This is a genomic window from Cedecea sp., from assembly GCF_036500665.1.
Lineage (GTDB): Bacteria > Pseudomonadota > Gammaproteobacteria > Enterobacterales > Enterobacteriaceae > Cedecea.
In genome coordinates, this window is record NZ_DASYBS010000090.1 from 1 (window position 1) to 15,389 (window position 15,389).

The following is a 15,389-nucleotide window of genomic DNA, read 5'->3' on the forward strand; positions in this document are numbered from 1 at the left end:
AAACTGGAACCGGCTTCCGGGATTTAATCTGCTAACGCTGGTAGTGAATAACGTCCCGTTTAAGGACGGGGTACAGGTCCACGAAACATCAGATCAGATCGTTGCCTGATTGCTCCGTACACCAGATTTGACAATAACTCAGTAACGCCTGCGCGAGGTCTCTTTTGTTTTGAGAATCGAAATAGCCGTAATTAATTTTGCTCGCCAGCGGCAGGCCGGTATTTCGCATCATGAAGTAATCCATATTGCCAGACCCCAGTTTTGGTGCACGGTAGTTATCCAGCAGTCCTTGCCCCTGTAAATCGAAATTCTCCGTTACCTGAAATGCTTTTTGATAAATAGCCTGAAGCAGGATACCGAGATGGAAATTATCCGGGTGACTTACGGTCGTGAAGCAATCAACGTTATTGCTCAACTGCTCGAAATAAACCTCCGAATAGTCGAAGAAAAGTTTTCCTGTCTGGTAGAGGGTGCGGTATTTCTGTGCATCCTCCCTGAGCATCTCCAGCTGCTTATCCCTGGAAGAGATGGCGTCATGGTAATGATAAACAGCATGCTTCTGCGGAATACCCGACAAATAAAGATGTAAAAAACGGTAGTCGACGTACACCATGAGATCCGGCAACGGCCGATCGAAATAGCCCAGTTGCGGCGTTGAAACGCGGGACTCCAGCGTAGGGACAAGGCTAAGGTCAAAATACTTGCTCAGCGTGGCGGTAGAAAATGCGCCCCACTTTTCTGTGTGGTATTGCATAAAAATTAAATCACAGCTTTCCAGCTCATGATAAAAATCAATAACGTTTTCTTTTTCCTGAAGTTTATAAATTGGTGTATTAAAAATGTAGTCGATTCTGTCGCGGTGCAGACTTTCAATACTTTTAATCAGATCGCCCAGAATCTCTAGCTGACAGTTACCAATTAAAGCGAGTCTCATTGTTATTCCTTATAAGGGAGCTTTGGGGCTTATCATGCATGAAAGCAGGCTGGTTCAATCAGACAAGAAGCCACCTAAAACTGCAGAATGAGCGTTATGAATTCGCTGCTCTTTCCCGCGCCAGCGCCAGGAAGGCGGCAAGCCCGGCGGAAGGGTGCCGCCTGCCAGGATAGTAAAGGCAAAGTCCCGGGAAGGGCGGCGTCCACGCTTCCAGCAGGCGAACCAGCTTCCCTGAGCGGATTTCGGCGGCGACGTTTTGCTCCATGAAAAAGCCCACCCCGATACCTTCCAGCACCGCCTCCCGCGCCAGCGAGGCTTCGTCCAGCGTCAGCGGCCCCCGCACATCGACTTGCGCGACTTCACCCTGCTTTTCCAGATGCCAGCGGTAGAGCGAGCCGTCCGGCAGCCTGACGCGAATACAGGGATGAGCCAGCAGATCGCCCGGCGTCAGCGGCGTGCCGTGCTCCGCCAGATAAGCCGGGGAAGCAACAACGGCGAAGCGCTGCGGCTGCCCAAGTGAAAGTGCAATCATATCGGCAGGCACCAGCCCGGCGACGCGCACGCCAAGATCGAAACCTTCGGCAACGATATCCACCAGCTTTCCCTCGGTCACAATATCGACCTGCATCTCCGGGCAGCGGCGCAAAAACTCAAAAACCAGCGACGAAAGCACCTGGCGAGCGGCAAAAGGCGGCGCGTTGATGCGCAGCACGCCGGACGGCGTATCGCGGTGCGCCCGCACGCTCTCCAGGGCGTCGTTCAGCCCCTGAAGAGACGGGCTGACTCTCTCGATAAACAGCCTGCCGGCCTCCGTCAGCGACACGCTGCGGGTGGTGCGGTTGAACAGGCGAACGCCAAGCTCGGCCTCAAATTTGGCCAGCGTATGGCTGAGCGCCGTGGTTGAAACGCCCAGATCGATAGCTGCCGCACGGAAAGATCCCCGGCGGGCGATGGCCTGCACGGCTTCGATATCGCCGAGGGCTATGCGCGACATTGTCCCGATTCCTTCATCATTTCATCCCGGTTTGTCCCAATTGTTTAAATTATACCGCGTTCTTAGAGTAGTGATACGGCAGGTAAATCGACTTTCTGGAGAACGTAAAATGACTGACTTTTTGACGCTGAAGGGCAAGAGAGCGCTGGTGACGTCCGGCACGAAGGGCGCCGGCGCGGCGACCGTAGCGCTGTTTCGCGAGCTGGGCGCGCAGGTGATGACCGTGGCTCGTCATGCCCCTGAAAACGTTTGTGATGAAGAGTTTGTGGCGGCGGATCTCGCCACGCGTGAGGGCTGCGAGCAACTGGTAAAAGCCGTGCAGGCGCGGCTCGGCGGCGTGGATATCATCGTGCATATGCTCGGTGGATCATCCTCCCCGGCCGGAGGTTACGCGGCGCTGGACGAAGAACAGTGGCAGCGCGAGCTGGCGCTTAACCTTTTCCCGGCGGTGCGGCTGGACAGGGCGCTGCTGCCGGGCATGACGGCGCAGGGGTCAGGCGTGATTATCCACGTCTCTTCCATTCAGCGGATTTTACCGCTGCCGGAGGCCACCACGGCCTATGCGGCGGCCAAAGCGGCGCTTTCCGCCTACAGCAAAAGCCTGTCGAAAGAGGTGTCCCCGCAGGGCGTGCGGGTGCTGCGTGTGGCGCCGGGCTGGATTGAAACTGAGGCTTCTGTTCGCCTGGCAGAGCGGCTGGCGCTGCAGGCGGGCACGGATTATGAAGGCGGGAAGCAGATCATTATGGACTCGCTGGGCGGGATCCCGCTGGGCCGCCCGGCTAAGCCTGAAGAAGTGGCTAATCTGATAGCCTTCCTGGCCTCAGACCGCGCCGCCGCGATCACCGGCACGGAGTACATCATTGACGGCGGGACGGTGCCAACCGTTTAGAAATGCACCGGCTGGCCAAAGCCGTCGCCGCTGTCGGTGCTGTTATCCCGGCGGCCTCTGGCTTCCAACTGGTCGGCACGGATCCTGTCGCGGATGTCCTGGCGCTGTTCCGGGGTGAGGTAGCGGCTGTTGTAGTAAGGGTCGGGCCACGGGGAGCGCATAAAGCTGTCGTCCAGCCGCTGCCTGTCCTGGCGATCCATCCCTGAATTGTCCGAAGATGAGCAGGCCGCAAGCAGCAGCGGAGCCAGCAGTACAAGCGCATATTTAGAGGCCATTTTTCTTCCTGAAGCGGCAAGTAATAAAAGTGAGGCAGTATCGCGCATCAACCGGGTGATGGGCGTTATCTGTCGCCAATATTGCGCAGCTTATCACGAAATAGTGAGCCGCTCAGAATGCCGATAACGCCTGCGAGCAGGACATGCCATGCTGATAAAGCTCATCTGCGTAAAAGTCAGGAATCTGGCTGTCTTTAATCGCCTGGGCCACGGCGGCGACGTCGTAATTTACCGTCTGCACGGCGAGTTTTAGCTTCCCGTGACGGTAGTGGCCCATCAGCCAGGTGGCCTGCGGCTCACCGGGTTTGATGCGCCCGACGGCGCCGGTATTGGCGACGATTAACCTGCGGCCATCGCTGCGCACTAATTCGCGGATATCCGCGTAGTGCGTATGCCCGGAAACCATCACATCGAACTGATGTGCGGTTTGCCACTTCATTAGCTGGCTGCAGGAAAACTGGCGATACACATATTCGGACAGCGAGTCCGGGCTGGCGTGAACCAGCAGAACTCTGAGCGGCCCGGCGTTGAACGCTATCGACCTGGGCAGGGCGCTGAGCCAGCGGCGGTTATCCTCCGTCAGCGTACGTTTGCTTAAGGCAATGGCCTGTTCACGGGCTTGTTGTTCCTGGGCGGAGTGCTTAGCCAGCGGCGTGACCGGCTCGTCCATTGCCACCCGGCGGTCGTGGTTGCCCATCACCACCGGAATAGCGCGACGGCGCAGCAGCGCTATCACTTCGTTGGGCCACGGCGCGAAATCAACCACATCGCCCAGGCACCAAATTTGGTTGATGTTATGGCGGTCAATATCCTGCAATACGGCCTCAAGTGCCGGTAAGTTGGCGTGAACGTCGCTGAAAAGTGCAAAGCGGAAATCGATATCGGTAGTATTCATTTTGGCTGACTCCCGGCGCGTTCACGTAGAGTGAAAATGACGACCAGCGCAACGAAGAAAGCGAACAGCGCGGCGCAAGCCAGCATCAGCGAGAAGCTGCTGGCATAGCTGTGGCGGATCAGCGTGCTTAACGTTTGAGCCTGTTGATCCGGCCACAGCGCAAGGGCGCGTGGCACATCGCCGGCCACAACCTGAGTAATAAAATCGTCCCGTACCGGCAGATTATTTGCCTGCATCGTCGAGGTCAGCACGTGACGCGTGTGCCCTGCCAGAATGGCCCCCAGCAGCGCAAAACCTTGCAGAATGCCGGAGAAGCGCGCCGTGGTGCTGATGCCCGAAGCCATGCCCGCCCGTTCGTGAGGCACGGTGCCCATAATCGCCTTCTGCGTTTCGCCGTTAAGCATGCCGCCGCCGCTGCCCAGCACGGCCATGCCGGCGATAACCAGCCCCGGCCACTGCTCAAGCACGCCGCTGGCGATAATCAGGTTGCCGACGCCAACCAGCCCCAACCCTGCCGCGAGGATCCAGCGGGCAGCCATGCGGTGCGCCATCCAGCGTGCCACCATCGGGAACAGCAGCATGGCGAGCGCGAACGGCAGCATGCCGACCCCGGACGCCAGCGCGGTTTTTCCCTCCACGTTTTGCAGCATCAGCGGCAGCAGGGAAGTCATTACCTGCGCCGTGGCCGCGTAGGTAAACATCGCCAGCACTGCGCCAATAAACGGCAGCGAACGGAACAGGCGCAAATCCAGCATCGGCTGGGTTTTGTAACGCTCGACCAGCGCAAAGAACAGAAAGAACCAGGCGGCGGCGATAAAGCGGCCCATTACTTCGAAGCTGCTCCAGCCGTGTTCCGGGGCGAGGATCAGCGCCCAGGTGAGAGAAAACATCGCGGCGATAAACAGCGAAATGCCGTGCACGTCCGGCTTACCGGCGGCAGGATTGCTGGATTCTTCAATGGTGCGCAGCACCGCCATCGCCAGCAGCAGGCAGATGGGGATGTTGATGTAGAACGCCCAGCGCCAGCCGGGATACGCGCTGATGATGCCGCCCGCTAAAGGCGCGAGCACCATGGTAATGCCCATCATGCCGCCCCAGATGGCCCAGGCGCGGTCTCTGGCCTGCGGTTCCCGGAAGGTGTGGCCGATGATCGCCAGCGCCGGAGCCAGCAAAAATGCCGAGCCGACGCCCTGCAGCGCGCGGGCAACGTTCAGCATCAGAATGGTGGTTGCCGCCCCGCAGGCGAGAGAGGCCAGCGCAAACAGGGCGATGCCGAATAAAAAGATGCGCCGTCTGCCGAAGCGGTCCGCCAGCGAACCGGCGGGCAGCAGCAGGGAAGAGAAAAAAAGCACGTACGCGCCAATCACCCACTCCATATCGGCGAAGTTGGCGTCCAGCCCACGGGCGATGGTCGGCAGCACCACGCCAACAATATTCGTGTCGATGACCGTCATCGCGCAGCCCATGGAGGCAACCAGCAGCACGGTGGTGTCGTTTTTGGCCACGGGCGCGGCCAGCACAGTAGACATAAAAGCTCCGAAAACGCGGGAATAACACGCCTTAAGCTTCGCGATCCGGGGTGCGGTATTCAATTTCCACGTTCGGCATTATTATTAGTTAATAGCTAATAATCAGGAGTAAAAATGGAGCTTCGCCACCTGCGTTATTTCCTTGAAGTCGCCCGAACGCTCCATTTTGGCGCGGCGGCGGAAACGCTGAATATCTCCACGCCGACGCTGTCGGTGCAAATCAGCCAGCTCGAGCGAGAGTTCGGCACACCGCTGTTTTTACGCACCAAAAGGCGCGTGCAGCTGACCCAGGCCGGGGAGATTTTCCGCGAAGAAGCGGAGGCCACGCTGCGCCAGGCAGAACTGACGCGTGAGCGGGTACTCAGCGCCGCACGGGGTGAGCAGGGCTATATTCGCGTCGGCTATGTGGCGTCTTCGCTTTGGTCGGGCACGCTTAGCTCGGTGATGGGGGCGTTTCGGGGGCGATATCCTGATGTTTCGCTTGGCGCGCGAGAGGTGCTGATGGACAGCATGGCGGCGGCGCTGGTGGAGGGCAAAATCGACGTTGGTTTTGTCCGTGCGCCGGTCGCGTTACCGTCTGAAGTCGGGCATCTTTTGGTACAAAGCGATTGTTTTTGCCTCGCGCTGCCTGCCTCCCACCGCCTGGCTGCCAGCCAGGAAGCTATCGATCCTGCCGGTCTCGCCGGGGAGACCTTTATTTTGCCGGAGCAGACTTCCGGCTCGCACGAAGTCGCGCGGCGCGGCGGGTTTGTGCTCAACGATGCCATCCGCTCCAGCACGCTGACTGAAGTGTTGGCGCATATCGCCTTGGGCAACGGCATTGCGGTTATCCCGGAGATCATGGCGAAAACCATCGGCGTGCCGGAGGTGGTCTATCGCCCGATTGCCGGGGCGGAAATCTCTTCGGCTATCTGGATGCTGTACCGCAAGCGGGAACGCACGCCGCTGATTAAACGCCTTATCCGCTTCGCAAAAGAGCACGTTTCGGGTCGTTCAGGAAACGTTTGAACACACTCTTTCACCCCCGGGATTGATTTGGCGGTTACGCTTGATCGAGAGCATTTCTTAACCTGACCTGATTCTGGAGAAAGCATGATCAAGCCTCGTTTGTTTATCCCGGCCTTAAGCCTCCTGCTGCTGAGCGTTGGCGCGGCGGCGGCGGACAATGTCATTACCCCGGTGCGCGGCACCATTGACGCGGTCAATGATTCCTCATTGCAAATCACCACCCGGCAGGGCGAAAAGCTCTCCGTTAGCCTGACGGATAAAACCCGAATCAACGGCGTGAGCGAAGCGAAGATGAGCGACATCAAGCCCGACAGCTTTATCGGCACCGCCGCCGTGCCGCAGGCGGACGGTACGCTGAAGGCGCTGGAAGTTCACGTTTTTGCCCCGAGCCTGCGCGGCTCCGGGGAAGGGTTTAATCCGTTTGAGTCTGCCAACGGCCAGGTTAACACCATGACCAACGGCACCGTCGGCACGCTGGTGAACAGCCACGGGCGCACCATGACGGTGAAATTCCACGGCCAGCAGAAAACCGTGCAGGTGCCGGACAACGTGCCGGTGGTGCTGATTAGCCCCGCCGACAAATCCGTGCTGAAGCCGGGCGCGAAAGTGGTGCTGTTCGCCACCAAAGACGATAAAGGCCAGGCCGTCGCGCGGGGGATTTCCGCCGGAGTTAACGGGCTGACGCCGCCGATGTAACCTCTGGCAATAACTCTCACCGTTCGTTTTGCTACCAAAAAAAAACAATCATTTAAGCCCGCGCAAGCGGGTTTTTTGTCTCTTATAAATAACAATAGGTGCTTGCCATGTTGTAATTTATAAGAGACAGTAACTCAAATCTCAGGGAATGAGAGGAACGAGATGCCTTATATGGCTAAACGATACGCTACGCCTGACGGGGATGAGCCTTACACTGAATGGGTGAAAAAACTCAGAAAAAAGGACGTGCAGGCGGCGGTAAGGATAGACACTCAGGTAGCCCGTGCGGTGGCGGGTAACTTTGGGGATCACAAGTACGAAAGGGAAGGTGTTTGGGAAATGAGAATAAACTACGGGCAAGGTTTTCGGGTTTATTACTCTTTAGAAGACAGAGAAATCATTCTCCTGCTTATTGGTGGAGATAAAAAGTCCCAAACAACCGACTTAAACAAAGCAGTAAATTACCTCAAAGAGTTTAATGCGAGGCCGAAAAAATGACCGTGAAAACACTTAAACAAGCCGTTCGTGAGGCGGCTCGCTCCGATGTTGTAGATCATAACGAAGAGATGATCGAGGAACTCCGTGCCGACCCGGTTTATGCGGAGTTATACCTTAAAACTGCGCTCGAAGAGATTAACGAGCCTGGCGGCTTAGGGGGGTTCCTTGTCGCACTCCGCCAGGTGATCGAAGCCCGAGGGGGAATCGCTGAAGCTGCGAAAAAATCTGGTCTTGCGCGCCCGCACATTTACCGCGCGCTGTCTGCAAAGGGCAATCCGACGCTTTCAACGCTCGTGCAGCTCACTGCCGCCGCCGTGCTTACACTCTCGCTGAGTAAACCGCGGCACTAAAAGCAGAGCCTGACACGTTGCTCCTTATCAGGGCCAGAACAATCAGATACCAACTTACTTCTTCGGCTGTGAATGTCTGCATGATTTGAACCGTATTTTTTCCTCTCCCTTTTAGGGAGAGGGCAGGGTGAGGGTCTAGTGAAGATGATTTCCGGCCTGGCTATCGATCATTGCGAGGCCGGAATCCGTGCGTACAAAGCGGGGCGCTTTTAAATCTTCTACTAGTGCATTAATCATCTCGAATAACAGGCCGGTAATGGTTTTCTGTTGCTCTGCGGATTCCTGCTGATTCAGCAGCACGAGCGTCAGGGCGCTGCAATATTCCCGCATCAGGTCTGACTCTGGTGTAAGCGGGCAGGCATGAACCTCAATATCGCTATTTTCCGCGGTGAGAGATTCAATCAGATGTTCCGGCAGCGGTTTATCCAGCACGACTTTCAACACCTCCAGCCCGGCATACAGGCGGCCACACAGCGCCATACGCTCGGCGATGTTTTTATTTTCAATCAGGATTTCAGCGTACCGCTCGCAAATATCCAGCACCTGAAAGAGGTCGTGAGAGGTACCGAGCGGGGTTTTTAAGAGGGCTGAGATCTCAGCTTGGGTAACTGGTTGAAAGCCCAGGCTTTGGGGATTAGCGGTTGTGGTACTATCGTGGTTAGCCATGGCGTTGTTCCTTTACGTAGAACGTTGTGGTTAAACGCTCCGGTATGTGTTGTAGCACTGCCGGGGCGTTGCTCTATACCGCGTATCGTTATAATGTACGTACGCGATAAGCACATACTGAGGATTACGTACGTACATGTCAACCATCAAACGCGATAAAAGCCCTAAAGGAAAGGGGTTATCCCCGACATTTCAGATACGTATCACACCGGAATTGAAAGCCCAGTTTGAAGTTGCAGCGAAAGACGCTGGCATGAGCCTTGGGAACTGGTTGAAAGAGTTAGGGCGGAAGGAGTTGGAGCGGCTAAACGGTAATGAAAATAAAATGAATGTGAATGATTAATATTCATCATTTTTTATTCATTTGAACGGAAGTTGTTTTTCGCCTAATCTCAAATGATAACTCAAGAGCCAGTACTCTTCTGAGGCATAAAATGAAGAAATAAATACCATATATAAAAGGAATGGCTGATATAAAATAGAACGCATTCTGCTTTTTAATTACTGCTAATATACTCTTTTGATCCTCTACGCTAGAATAGCTATTGCATAACATATCAATGGTTTTTATTTTTAACCTGCTCTTGGTCGAGAAGTTATTACGATCAAACTTATTATTATTACAGTCTTCTGTTGATAGTGACCAGTTTTCCCACTGGAGTTTCTTTAGGCTGATATTTGGGAAATAGTTTGTAATTTGGTTTTTCCCTACCCATATCCATGGTTCATTATTATCTACTCTGATCAGTGCAGCTGGTTTTATAGCAATGGTAAGTGCCACCAAGGATAGGTATATAAAGAAAAATGAACAGATGAATATGAAAAATGTGGTTTTTTTTCGGGGAACCAGTAGTTCTAAGGTTGATATATTGAACCATCCTTTTGCTCTGGATACTTTAGTAATGTCAATTTTATTAATAGTCGCCCATGTTATAAATTTTTTTATTTCTATTTTATCGTTAGACTTAACATTGAAAAGCATGTTGAAATGTTCAATATCGTTTCTGTCTGTCCAAAAAGCGTTTAATTTTTTATCGGTAAACGAGGGGTTTCCAAGGAAAAAATACCAAAGCCTGTTTACAATACTATATCCAGAGCCTGCACGTAAGCTAATATAAGAAAAAATAAATAACAATATTAATAACCAGAAAACGCTATTAATTATAGTGTCATATTTCACAATTAAAGCTGCAACACTTTCCATGAGTTAAACATCCAATCAATAACAGATTTATAACTATATGTTATTACTGGAACAAAAACTTGGCGGAAAGTCACAGGAGTCGAACCTGCCCGGCGCCGCTGGCGGCACCAACTGGAGTTGAAGTCCAGCCGCCTCACCGGAGACGACGACCTTCCGCGCCTGCATTGCTACATGGAGGCGGGCGCAGTATACCGGGTTTCATGCTGCTGCCCAATGGGTCAGTAAGAATATATGCTGCGGCTAAAGCGAAATTCTGCGCCAAATCAATCTAACCACCCACAAACTACTGTTGCCGGGCTACCCGCCAGGCCACATCCCGCATAGCCTCTTTTGCCGCCGGGCTAATGCCGCCCAGCTGGAAGAAGCCGTGGATCACGCCCAAATAACGCTGGCAACTTGCGGTAACACCCTGTTCTGTAAGCCGGGAATAAAGTCGCTCACCTTCATCGCGCAACGGATCGTATTCGGCGGTGAGGATATGCACCGGCGGTAATCCAGCAAAATCTTCGCGCCACAGCGGGCTGGCTTCCGGATGCATTACATCCGTTCCGGGGAAATAAGCTTCAAAGCCGCTGAGCAAGGTGTCGCGGGTGATGACATAGTCTTCGCCGTTCTGCTGATAGCTTGGCAGTTGGGCGGTGGCGTCGAGCATGGGATAAATTAGCATCAGGCTGGCCGGGAGCCATTTTCCGGCGGCTTTCAGGCGCAGGGCGGTGACCAGGGCAATATGCCCGCCGGCGCTGTCTCCGGCTAAGGTAATACGTTCGCTATCAACGCCGAGCCTCACCGCATGCAGCCTGATTAATATGGCGGCACGTTCGGCATCATCATGGGCGGCAGGGTAAGTGTGTTCGGGGGCCAGGCGATACTGCACGGCAATCACCCGGCATCCGCTGTGAAAAGCCAACTGGCGGAGCTGATTATCGTGAGTGGCAAACCCACCGCTGACAAAGCAGCCGCCGTGATAATAAATCACCGTCGGCAGTGTTCCACTGGCGTTGAGTGGGGAAACGATCCGCAACGGCATTCCCTCCAGTGAAATATCTTCCACCTGGACTCTGTTTTCCGTCTCGCCAGCAAGCACGGTACTGGCAACATATCCCGCCCGGCGTTCGGCAAAACTTTGCTGGTGGGAAGAGGGGCGACCGGTGGCAATAAAGTTATTCACCAGTTCTGCAATAGCGGGTTCGAGGGCCATAACAAATCCTTTTACTGGATGGATGCCCATATCCTATGCCGACCAAATGGTCAGGTAAACCCATTATTTATGGCGAGGAAAAAGCAACGCTTATTCAGCCAAAAAAGAACCACGCGGTTTTTATCAGCCCGTTTTCTACTTCGAAAACTGCCATGCTTTCAATGGGTTCATCGCTCAGGCCGTGGATCTTCTCGTGGTCGAATACCTTGTTACCCAGTGCGGTGCGGGAAATGATTTCTGCTCGCAGGGCTGGGTTATTGAAGCGGTGCTCTTTATAGAAGGCATAAAGTGCTTCGCGTCCTTGCAGGGAAGGCGTCACGGCTGGTGGGCGGTAAGCGATGAAGTTTTCGCTAAAGCAGGCGGCAAAGGCCTCGAGGTCGTGGGCGTTGTACGCCTCATACTGGCGGATGACGGGTTCAGTGACTGACATAAAAGTATCCTGATAAGAGAAAGTGGTGGGCTGCCAAAGTGTGGTTGTTGTGTGCGAGGACAGAGTCTCTTGCCGGATGGAAAATGTCTAATGAAAGGATAAGGCAGATTGTGCGGTGGCCCGGCCTGCGGCTGAAACACTATTCACTGTTGCAAAGTTGCTTCGTGGTGTCTCGTGAATTTCTCTTCTTACTCAATGCGTTAATTCATTTTTCATTATTAAGATGTATTCTTTGTGAGCACTAATTGATCTTATTATGCTCAATCATGATATACAGGGATGATATATGGCTACCGTTTTTGGAGAAGGCATGGGACGGATTCTTCTGGATCTATCGGATGAGGCGATTAGGCAACTTGATGGCCTAAAGCAAAAGCGCAATTTGCCCAGGGCCGAGCTTCTAAGAGAGGCTGTTGATCAGTACCTGGCTCGGCAGCAGTCCGATATCAAAGATGCATTTGGGCTTTGGGGAGAGAGTACCCCCGATGGGCTGGAGTATGAGAGAAAGCTGCGTGAGGAGTGGTAATGGAAAAGCAATCTTCTGTCTTTGATACCAATGTATTAATCGATTTCCTGAGTGGCCGGACTGAGGCTCAAGAAATGATGGAGAAGTACAACGTCGGACGTTCAATAAGCGTTGTTACGTGGATGGAGGTGATGGTTGGAGTGAGGGATAGTCGGCAGGAAGCCCAGACTCGACAGTTCCTCTCTCATTTTGATGTATTGCCCGTCACTCAATCTGTCTCGGAAAGAGCGGTTGAACTCAGAAGGCAATATAAGATGAAACTTCCTGACGCGATCATTCTGGCCTCTACTCATGTGGCTCAAAAAACACTGCTTACTCGTAATACTAGGGACTTTAAAGATATTCCAGGCGTGATTGTGCCTTACTCACTCTCATAGCGTACTTCTGCCAGCCCCCAGTCTCCCTTCGCAATACACATTAACACCCGGTTGCATTTCATCCCGCTACAATCCGGCGTCTAAAACAATAAAGGGTTGGCAAAAGTGAAAAAACTGTTCGGGATGATGTTGGTGGGTGTTGTTGCGCTGTCGGCGGTGGCCTGCTCCAGCAGCTACGTGATGTCGACTAAAACGGGCGAAATGATCGTGACTAAAGGCAAGCCGGAGCTGGATAAGCAGACGGGGCTGACGCGTTATTATGACGCACAGGGCGTGGAGCATCAGATCCAAAACGATCAGGTGGTGCAGATGATTAAGCGCGGCTGATCGCCGGGAAAGAAATGACCGGCCAGTGAACGCTGGCCGGTAGAGCCGATTTATTCCCCTTCGCCGGGGAATAAGAACGGATTGATACTGCTGCGGGCAAAACCTTCCTGCTCCATGCGGGCGCCATATAGCTATCGGATATCCCGCTTTCGTTCCCTGTCGGCAAGTCTTCTTTTTCCCCATTTGTGATACTTTTCTCATTTATGCAAATGATTATCATTATCTATTGTGGTGTGAAAACCATGCTCGTAGATTATCTCCTGGATTAGGTGGTTAAGTTTTGTTCACCACACAAGGAGTGCTAATCATGAGTAGTGGAGAAGGTAAAGACGACCATGGGGCAACCCGGGGGAAAAAAGATGAGCCGGCGAGGTCCGGTAGTAAGCGTTCTGGTGTGGATGCATCCGATAATTCCGGATGGAGTTCTGAAAACAATCCGTGGGGAGGGAGTGGGGACAGCGGTATTCACTGGGGAGGAGGTTCCGGTAACGGCGGTTCTGATGGTGGGGGGAGTTCCGGAGGCGTGAATCTGTCGCTTTTTCCGGAAGCACAGGCATCAGTCGCTTTGGGCGTGCCATCCACGCTTTCTTTAGTCGATGGACTGTGGGGCTTCTCCCTCGTCAGGTCATCAACGGTGCAAAGCGCGATAGCCAAAGCTCTTGCCCGTATTAAACCCATGGCGGCTCCCGCAGCCAGCATGTTATGGCGAGGTAGCCTGTGGGGGCTGGTGATAGAAGCCATCACGCCAACGAAAATTGCACCAGACGATATGTCAAAAGTCCGGCATGTTGTATTAACTCTTCCTGCAAAGGAAGTAACGAAAACTCCGCTATCACAGCTCCCTTCCCAATCTTACGCCCTTGTTGATGTCCGAATAACGGATGTCGTTGAAAGCGGGGTTCAAAAACTCGCGCTGACCCGTGCACCGGCCTATCCCGTCAGCGTTCCGGTTATCCAGGCCAGGCCGACTAAACGCCCAGGCGTTTATGCCGCAAGCGTGGTCGATGGTATGCCGGATATTCATATTAACGTTGGCACACAATCGCCGGTTGGCCCTCAGAAGCCGTCCGAAGAGGTGAAAGACGTCAACAATGCACCGATAGTCCAGCAGCCGATGTTTACCACCGCCGCCTACACTGAGGATGCGATTGTTGTTTTCCCTTCGGGGTCTAATACAAGCCCGGTTTATATCTCTGCAACGCCTGTTCTGACAAAGAAACAAATAGCCGAGTTGCAGGCTGAATTTAAGAGACGTGTGGCGCAGTGGGATGCCGGGCACCCCGTTGAGGTCGCTGAAAGGCGGGCATTTGAAGCAGGAGAAGCACTCAAACTTGCTCAAAAGAACGTAAATCAGAAGCAGGCTACGCTGAACGCTTTAAAAGCCTCTCCAGAGGGATTAGCCCTTGCAGATGCCTCAAAGCACCCTATTAGCCTGAAGGAAGCCAAATTTGCTGCCATCCCAGGCTACAGTGGCGGCGGGGTGCATTTTGAGACGACGGCAACAATTGAAAACCGGCAGCAGCTCGATCAACTGATGACGCTGGGCGCCCTGAAATACCTGAATAATGTTCTGCAATGGGGGGAGGTTACAGCACCCACGCAGGATGGCGTTAAGGTTGGGAATGCGATTAAAGCCGGGACAGTAGAAACGTATAACAAATTACGCCAGCAGCTGATCGACAGACAAAAGGAAATGAATCGTGCTCAGGTAGCATTTAATACGGCAGTGGAAAGCCGTAAACAAGCTGAGCAGGGAAAAAAGAAAGCGGAAGATAATCGGGACAAGGTAAAGCAGAACAATAAGAAGCCGCGAACGGATTTTACAACGGACGGTAAGATAAAAGAGCAGATGATTGATCGAGGCTGGACCGAAAAGGATATTAAGGATGTTGTTGCCAAAGGGCCTAAAGGGATATCGGTGGATAAGCGAGGTCCCAGTAAAACGCCGCCTGATTTTTTGGGGAGAAATGACGACGCTACGGTATATGGGGAGCCAGGAAAATATGTTGTGATTAACGACCGAACTCGTGAAGTAGCACAAGTTAGTGACAAGACCGATCCCGACTGGGTGGATGATGGAAGAATATTTTGGGGTGGAAAATGAGTGAAAAATTATTTAGCCACAAAACACTTTACGATAATGGTGAAGCGTTTTTTCGTTTGAAGGGGAATGCCTCAATGAAATTGTCACCTAAAGCTGCAATAGAAGTTTGCGAGGAAGCAACCAGGAGAGGAGTTTTCGTGGGAATTGTCGAGGCAGGACACTGGTACAACCCAGGCTTTCAACCCGATATGAGTACCCGCTGGGACTCGCTAAAGTTTTATAAAGATATTGATATAAAATTGAATAATGATATTGCGATTGAAAATATTAACGGTGATGTAACTGATGGTTATACCGCCTTTCTTATTACCGTTATAAGCCAGGTTTCTGATTGAGAAGGGAAATGAAGCGGCATTCATATCCGAATGCCGCTTTCGGATTTACTGTCTTTCACCGGGGAGCTGGAATGGGGTTATGCTAAAAATGAGCCCGGCTGGGTGGATGATGGCAGAATATTTTGGGGGAAGAAAGTATGAATCAGAAACTCTT

The 15,389-nt window shown here is 53.2% G+C and carries 20 protein-coding genes, 1 tRNA gene and 1 pseudogene; 11 read left to right on the forward strand and 11 right to left on the reverse strand.

What is annotated here, in order from left to right:
* Nucleotides 1–88: 88 nt before the first annotated feature.
* Both VGM55_RS14245 and VGM55_RS14250 read right to left on the reverse strand, forming a co-directional pair.
* Nucleotides 89–934: a WcbI family polysaccharide biosynthesis putative acetyltransferase gene (locus tag VGM55_RS14245; protein ID WP_331635829.1), complete on the reverse strand. Its 846-nt coding sequence runs from the start codon at nt 932–934 to the stop codon at nt 89–91.
* 94 nt (nt 935–1,028) lie between these two features.
* Complete coding sequence (locus tag VGM55_RS14250; protein WP_331635830.1) at nt 1,029–1,928, reverse strand: LysR family transcriptional regulator; 900 nt, start codon at nt 1,926–1,928, stop codon at nt 1,029–1,031.
* A 109-nt stretch (nt 1,929–2,037) separates the two neighbouring features.
* On the opposite strand from VGM55_RS14250, the gene VGM55_RS14255 reads away from it, so the two are divergent.
* Nucleotides 2,038–2,817, forward strand: coding sequence for an SDR family oxidoreductase (locus tag VGM55_RS14255; RefSeq protein WP_331635831.1), 780 nt, complete (start codon nt 2,038–2,040; stop codon nt 2,815–2,817).
* On the opposite strand, the gene VGM55_RS14260 is transcribed toward VGM55_RS14255, so the two are convergent.
* From VGM55_RS14260 to VGM55_RS14270, 3 genes are all read right to left on the reverse strand, one after another.
* Entirely contained in the window at nt 2,814–3,092 is a 279-nt protein-coding gene (locus tag VGM55_RS14260) for a hypothetical protein (protein WP_154187416.1), read from the reverse strand. The genes VGM55_RS14255 and VGM55_RS14260 overlap by 4 nt on opposite strands.
* A 112-nt stretch (nt 3,093–3,204) precedes the next feature.
* Complete coding sequence (locus VGM55_RS14265; protein ID WP_331635832.1) at nt 3,205–3,987, reverse strand: metallophosphoesterase family protein; 783 nt, start codon at nt 3,985–3,987, stop codon at nt 3,205–3,207.
* Nucleotides 3,984–5,516, reverse strand: a complete 1,533-nt coding sequence (locus VGM55_RS14270; RefSeq protein ID WP_331635833.1) for an MFS transporter — start codon at nt 5,514–5,516, stop codon at nt 3,984–3,986. The genes VGM55_RS14265 and VGM55_RS14270 overlap by 4 nt, the downstream gene beginning before the upstream one ends.
* A gap of 114 nt (nt 5,517–5,630) precedes the next feature.
* Here VGM55_RS14270 and VGM55_RS14275 point away from each other — a divergent pair, with 114 nt between their 5' ends.
* The 4 genes from VGM55_RS14275 to VGM55_RS14290 all read left to right on the forward strand — a co-directional run bounded on the left by VGM55_RS14275 (nt 5,631) and on the right by VGM55_RS14290 (nt 8,068).
* The gene (locus VGM55_RS14275) at nt 5,631–6,524 is read left to right on the forward strand and encodes a LysR family transcriptional regulator (RefSeq protein ID WP_154187419.1); all 894 of its coding nucleotides are present in this window, start codon (nt 5,631–5,633) and stop codon (nt 6,522–6,524) included.
* A gap of 84 nt (nt 6,525–6,608) precedes the next feature.
* Complete coding sequence (locus VGM55_RS14280; protein ID WP_154187420.1) at nt 6,609–7,220, forward strand: hypothetical protein; 612 nt, start codon at nt 6,609–6,611, stop codon at nt 7,218–7,220.
* Nucleotides 7,221–7,382: 162 nt separating this feature from the next.
* Complete coding sequence (locus tag VGM55_RS14285; RefSeq protein ID WP_154187421.1) at nt 7,383–7,718, forward strand: type II toxin-antitoxin system RelE/ParE family toxin; 336 nt, start codon at nt 7,383–7,385, stop codon at nt 7,716–7,718.
* Complete coding sequence (locus VGM55_RS14290) at nt 7,715–8,068, forward strand: DNA-binding protein (RefSeq protein ID WP_331635834.1); 354 nt, start codon at nt 7,715–7,717, stop codon at nt 8,066–8,068. The genes VGM55_RS14285 and VGM55_RS14290 overlap by 4 nt, the downstream gene beginning before the upstream one ends.
* A gap of 135 nt (nt 8,069–8,203) precedes the next feature.
* Here the strand turns inward: VGM55_RS14290 and VGM55_RS14295 are convergent, their stop codons facing one another.
* Nucleotides 8,204–8,734 carry a hypothetical protein gene (locus VGM55_RS14295; RefSeq protein ID WP_331635835.1) on the reverse strand — a complete coding sequence of 177 codons (531 nt, stop codon included), beginning with the start codon at nt 8,732–8,734 and terminating at the stop codon, nt 8,204–8,206.
* Between the two features lie 136 nt (nt 8,735–8,870).
* Between VGM55_RS14295 and VGM55_RS14300 the strand changes: the two genes are divergently transcribed.
* Nucleotides 8,871–9,077, forward strand: a complete 207-nt coding sequence (locus VGM55_RS14300; RefSeq protein WP_154187424.1) for a toxin-antitoxin system HicB family antitoxin — start codon at nt 8,871–8,873, stop codon at nt 9,075–9,077.
* Between the two features lie 6 nt (nt 9,078–9,083).
* On the opposite strand, the gene VGM55_RS14305 is transcribed toward VGM55_RS14300, so the two are convergent.
* The 4 genes from VGM55_RS14305 to VGM55_RS14320 all read right to left on the reverse strand — a co-directional run bounded on the left by VGM55_RS14305 (nt 9,084) and on the right by VGM55_RS14320 (nt 11,566).
* Nucleotides 9,084–9,938 (reverse strand): DUF6216 family protein, encoded by an 855-nt coding sequence (locus tag VGM55_RS14305; protein WP_331635837.1) that lies wholly within the window; start codon nt 9,936–9,938, stop codon nt 9,084–9,086.
* A gap of 60 nt (nt 9,939–9,998) precedes the next feature.
* Nucleotides 9,999–10,093 (reverse strand) — tRNA-Sec (locus tag VGM55_RS14310).
* A gap of 128 nt (nt 10,094–10,221) precedes the next feature.
* Complete coding sequence (locus VGM55_RS14315) at nt 10,222–11,136, reverse strand: alpha/beta hydrolase (protein WP_154187426.1); 915 nt, start codon at nt 11,134–11,136, stop codon at nt 10,222–10,224.
* Nucleotides 11,137–11,230: 94 nt separating this feature from the next.
* Nucleotides 11,231–11,566: a nuclear transport factor 2 family protein gene (locus VGM55_RS14320; protein ID WP_331635838.1), complete on the reverse strand. Its 336-nt coding sequence runs from the start codon at nt 11,564–11,566 to the stop codon at nt 11,231–11,233.
* A gap of 286 nt (nt 11,567–11,852) precedes the next feature.
* Here VGM55_RS14320 and VGM55_RS14325 point away from each other — a divergent pair, with 286 nt between their 5' ends.
* The 3 genes from VGM55_RS14325 to VGM55_RS14335 all read left to right on the forward strand — a co-directional run bounded on the left by VGM55_RS14325 (nt 11,853) and on the right by VGM55_RS14335 (nt 12,796).
* Nucleotides 11,853–12,092: a CopG family transcriptional regulator gene (locus VGM55_RS14325; protein WP_154187428.1), complete on the forward strand. Its 240-nt coding sequence runs from the start codon at nt 11,853–11,855 to the stop codon at nt 12,090–12,092.
* The gene (locus VGM55_RS14330) at nt 12,092–12,469 is read left to right on the forward strand and encodes a type II toxin-antitoxin system VapC family toxin (protein ID WP_154187429.1); all 378 of its coding nucleotides are present in this window, start codon (nt 12,092–12,094) and stop codon (nt 12,467–12,469) included. Before VGM55_RS14325 ends, VGM55_RS14330 begins: the two co-directional genes overlap by 1 nt.
* A 105-nt stretch (nt 12,470–12,574) precedes the next feature.
* Complete coding sequence (locus VGM55_RS14335; protein WP_375530153.1) at nt 12,575–12,796, forward strand: YgdI/YgdR family lipoprotein; 222 nt, start codon at nt 12,575–12,577, stop codon at nt 12,794–12,796.
* A 50-nt stretch (nt 12,797–12,846) separates the two neighbouring features.
* Here VGM55_RS14335 and VGM55_RS14340 read toward each other — a convergent pair.
* Nucleotides 12,847–12,918 (reverse strand): annotated as a pseudogene (locus tag VGM55_RS14340) (hypothetical protein); the annotation flags it as partial.
* A gap of 185 nt (nt 12,919–13,103) precedes the next feature.
* Between VGM55_RS14340 and VGM55_RS14345 the strand changes: the two are divergent.
* Nucleotides 13,104–14,900 (forward strand): colicin-like bacteriocin tRNase domain-containing protein, encoded by a 1,797-nt coding sequence (locus tag VGM55_RS14345; protein WP_331635839.1) that lies wholly within the window; start codon nt 13,104–13,106, stop codon nt 14,898–14,900.
* Nucleotides 14,897–15,235: a colicin transporter gene (locus VGM55_RS14350; RefSeq protein WP_331635840.1), complete on the forward strand. Its 339-nt coding sequence runs from the start codon at nt 14,897–14,899 to the stop codon at nt 15,233–15,235. The genes VGM55_RS14345 and VGM55_RS14350 overlap by 4 nt, the downstream gene beginning before the upstream one ends.
* Nucleotides 15,236–15,389: the final 154 nt, after the last annotated feature.

What these genes read in the sequence shown, in the direction of transcription:
- VGM55_RS14245 (WP_331635829.1), bottom strand. Translation starts at nt 934, where the DNA reads ATGAGACTCGCTTTAATTGGTAACTGTCAGCTAGAGATTCTGGGCGAT.
- VGM55_RS14250 (WP_331635830.1), bottom strand. Translation starts at nt 1,928, where the DNA reads ATGTCGCGCATAGCCCTCGGCGATATCGAAGCCGTGCAGGCCATCGCC.
- VGM55_RS14255 (WP_331635831.1), top strand. Translation starts at nt 2,038, where the DNA reads ATGACTGACTTTTTGACGCTGAAGGGCAAGAGAGCGCTGGTGACGTCC.
- VGM55_RS14260 (WP_154187416.1), bottom strand. Translation starts at nt 3,092, where the DNA reads ATGGCCTCTAAATATGCGCTTGTACTGCTGGCTCCGCTGCTGCTTGCG.
- VGM55_RS14265 (WP_331635832.1), bottom strand. Translation starts at nt 3,987, where the DNA reads ATGAATACTACCGATATCGATTTCCGCTTTGCACTTTTCAGCGACGTT.
- VGM55_RS14270 (WP_331635833.1), bottom strand. Translation starts at nt 5,516, where the DNA reads ATGTCTACTGTGCTGGCCGCGCCCGTGGCCAAAAACGACACCACCGTG.
- VGM55_RS14275 (WP_154187419.1), top strand. Translation starts at nt 5,631, where the DNA reads ATGGAGCTTCGCCACCTGCGTTATTTCCTTGAAGTCGCCCGAACGCTC.
- VGM55_RS14280 (WP_154187420.1), top strand. Translation starts at nt 6,609, where the DNA reads ATGATCAAGCCTCGTTTGTTTATCCCGGCCTTAAGCCTCCTGCTGCTG.
- VGM55_RS14285 (WP_154187421.1), top strand. Translation starts at nt 7,383, where the DNA reads ATGCCTTATATGGCTAAACGATACGCTACGCCTGACGGGGATGAGCCT.
- VGM55_RS14290 (WP_331635834.1), top strand. Translation starts at nt 7,715, where the DNA reads ATGACCGTGAAAACACTTAAACAAGCCGTTCGTGAGGCGGCTCGCTCC.
- VGM55_RS14295 (WP_331635835.1), bottom strand. Translation starts at nt 8,734, where the DNA reads ATGGCTAACCACGATAGTACCACAACCGCTAATCCCCAAAGCCTGGGC.
- VGM55_RS14300 (WP_154187424.1), top strand. Translation starts at nt 8,871, where the DNA reads ATGTCAACCATCAAACGCGATAAAAGCCCTAAAGGAAAGGGGTTATCC.
- VGM55_RS14305 (WP_331635837.1), bottom strand. Translation starts at nt 9,938, where the DNA reads ATGGAAAGTGTTGCAGCTTTAATTGTGAAATATGACACTATAATTAAT.
- VGM55_RS14315 (WP_154187426.1), bottom strand. Translation starts at nt 11,136, where the DNA reads ATGGCCCTCGAACCCGCTATTGCAGAACTGGTGAATAACTTTATTGCC.
- VGM55_RS14320 (WP_331635838.1), bottom strand. Translation starts at nt 11,566, where the DNA reads ATGTCAGTCACTGAACCCGTCATCCGCCAGTATGAGGCGTACAACGCC.
- VGM55_RS14325 (WP_154187428.1), top strand. Translation starts at nt 11,853, where the DNA reads ATGGCTACCGTTTTTGGAGAAGGCATGGGACGGATTCTTCTGGATCTA.
- VGM55_RS14330 (WP_154187429.1), top strand. Translation starts at nt 12,092, where the DNA reads ATGGAAAAGCAATCTTCTGTCTTTGATACCAATGTATTAATCGATTTC.
- VGM55_RS14345 (WP_331635839.1), top strand. Translation starts at nt 13,104, where the DNA reads ATGAGTAGTGGAGAAGGTAAAGACGACCATGGGGCAACCCGGGGGAAA.
- VGM55_RS14350 (WP_331635840.1), top strand. Translation starts at nt 14,897, where the DNA reads ATGAGTGAAAAATTATTTAGCCACAAAACACTTTACGATAATGGTGAA.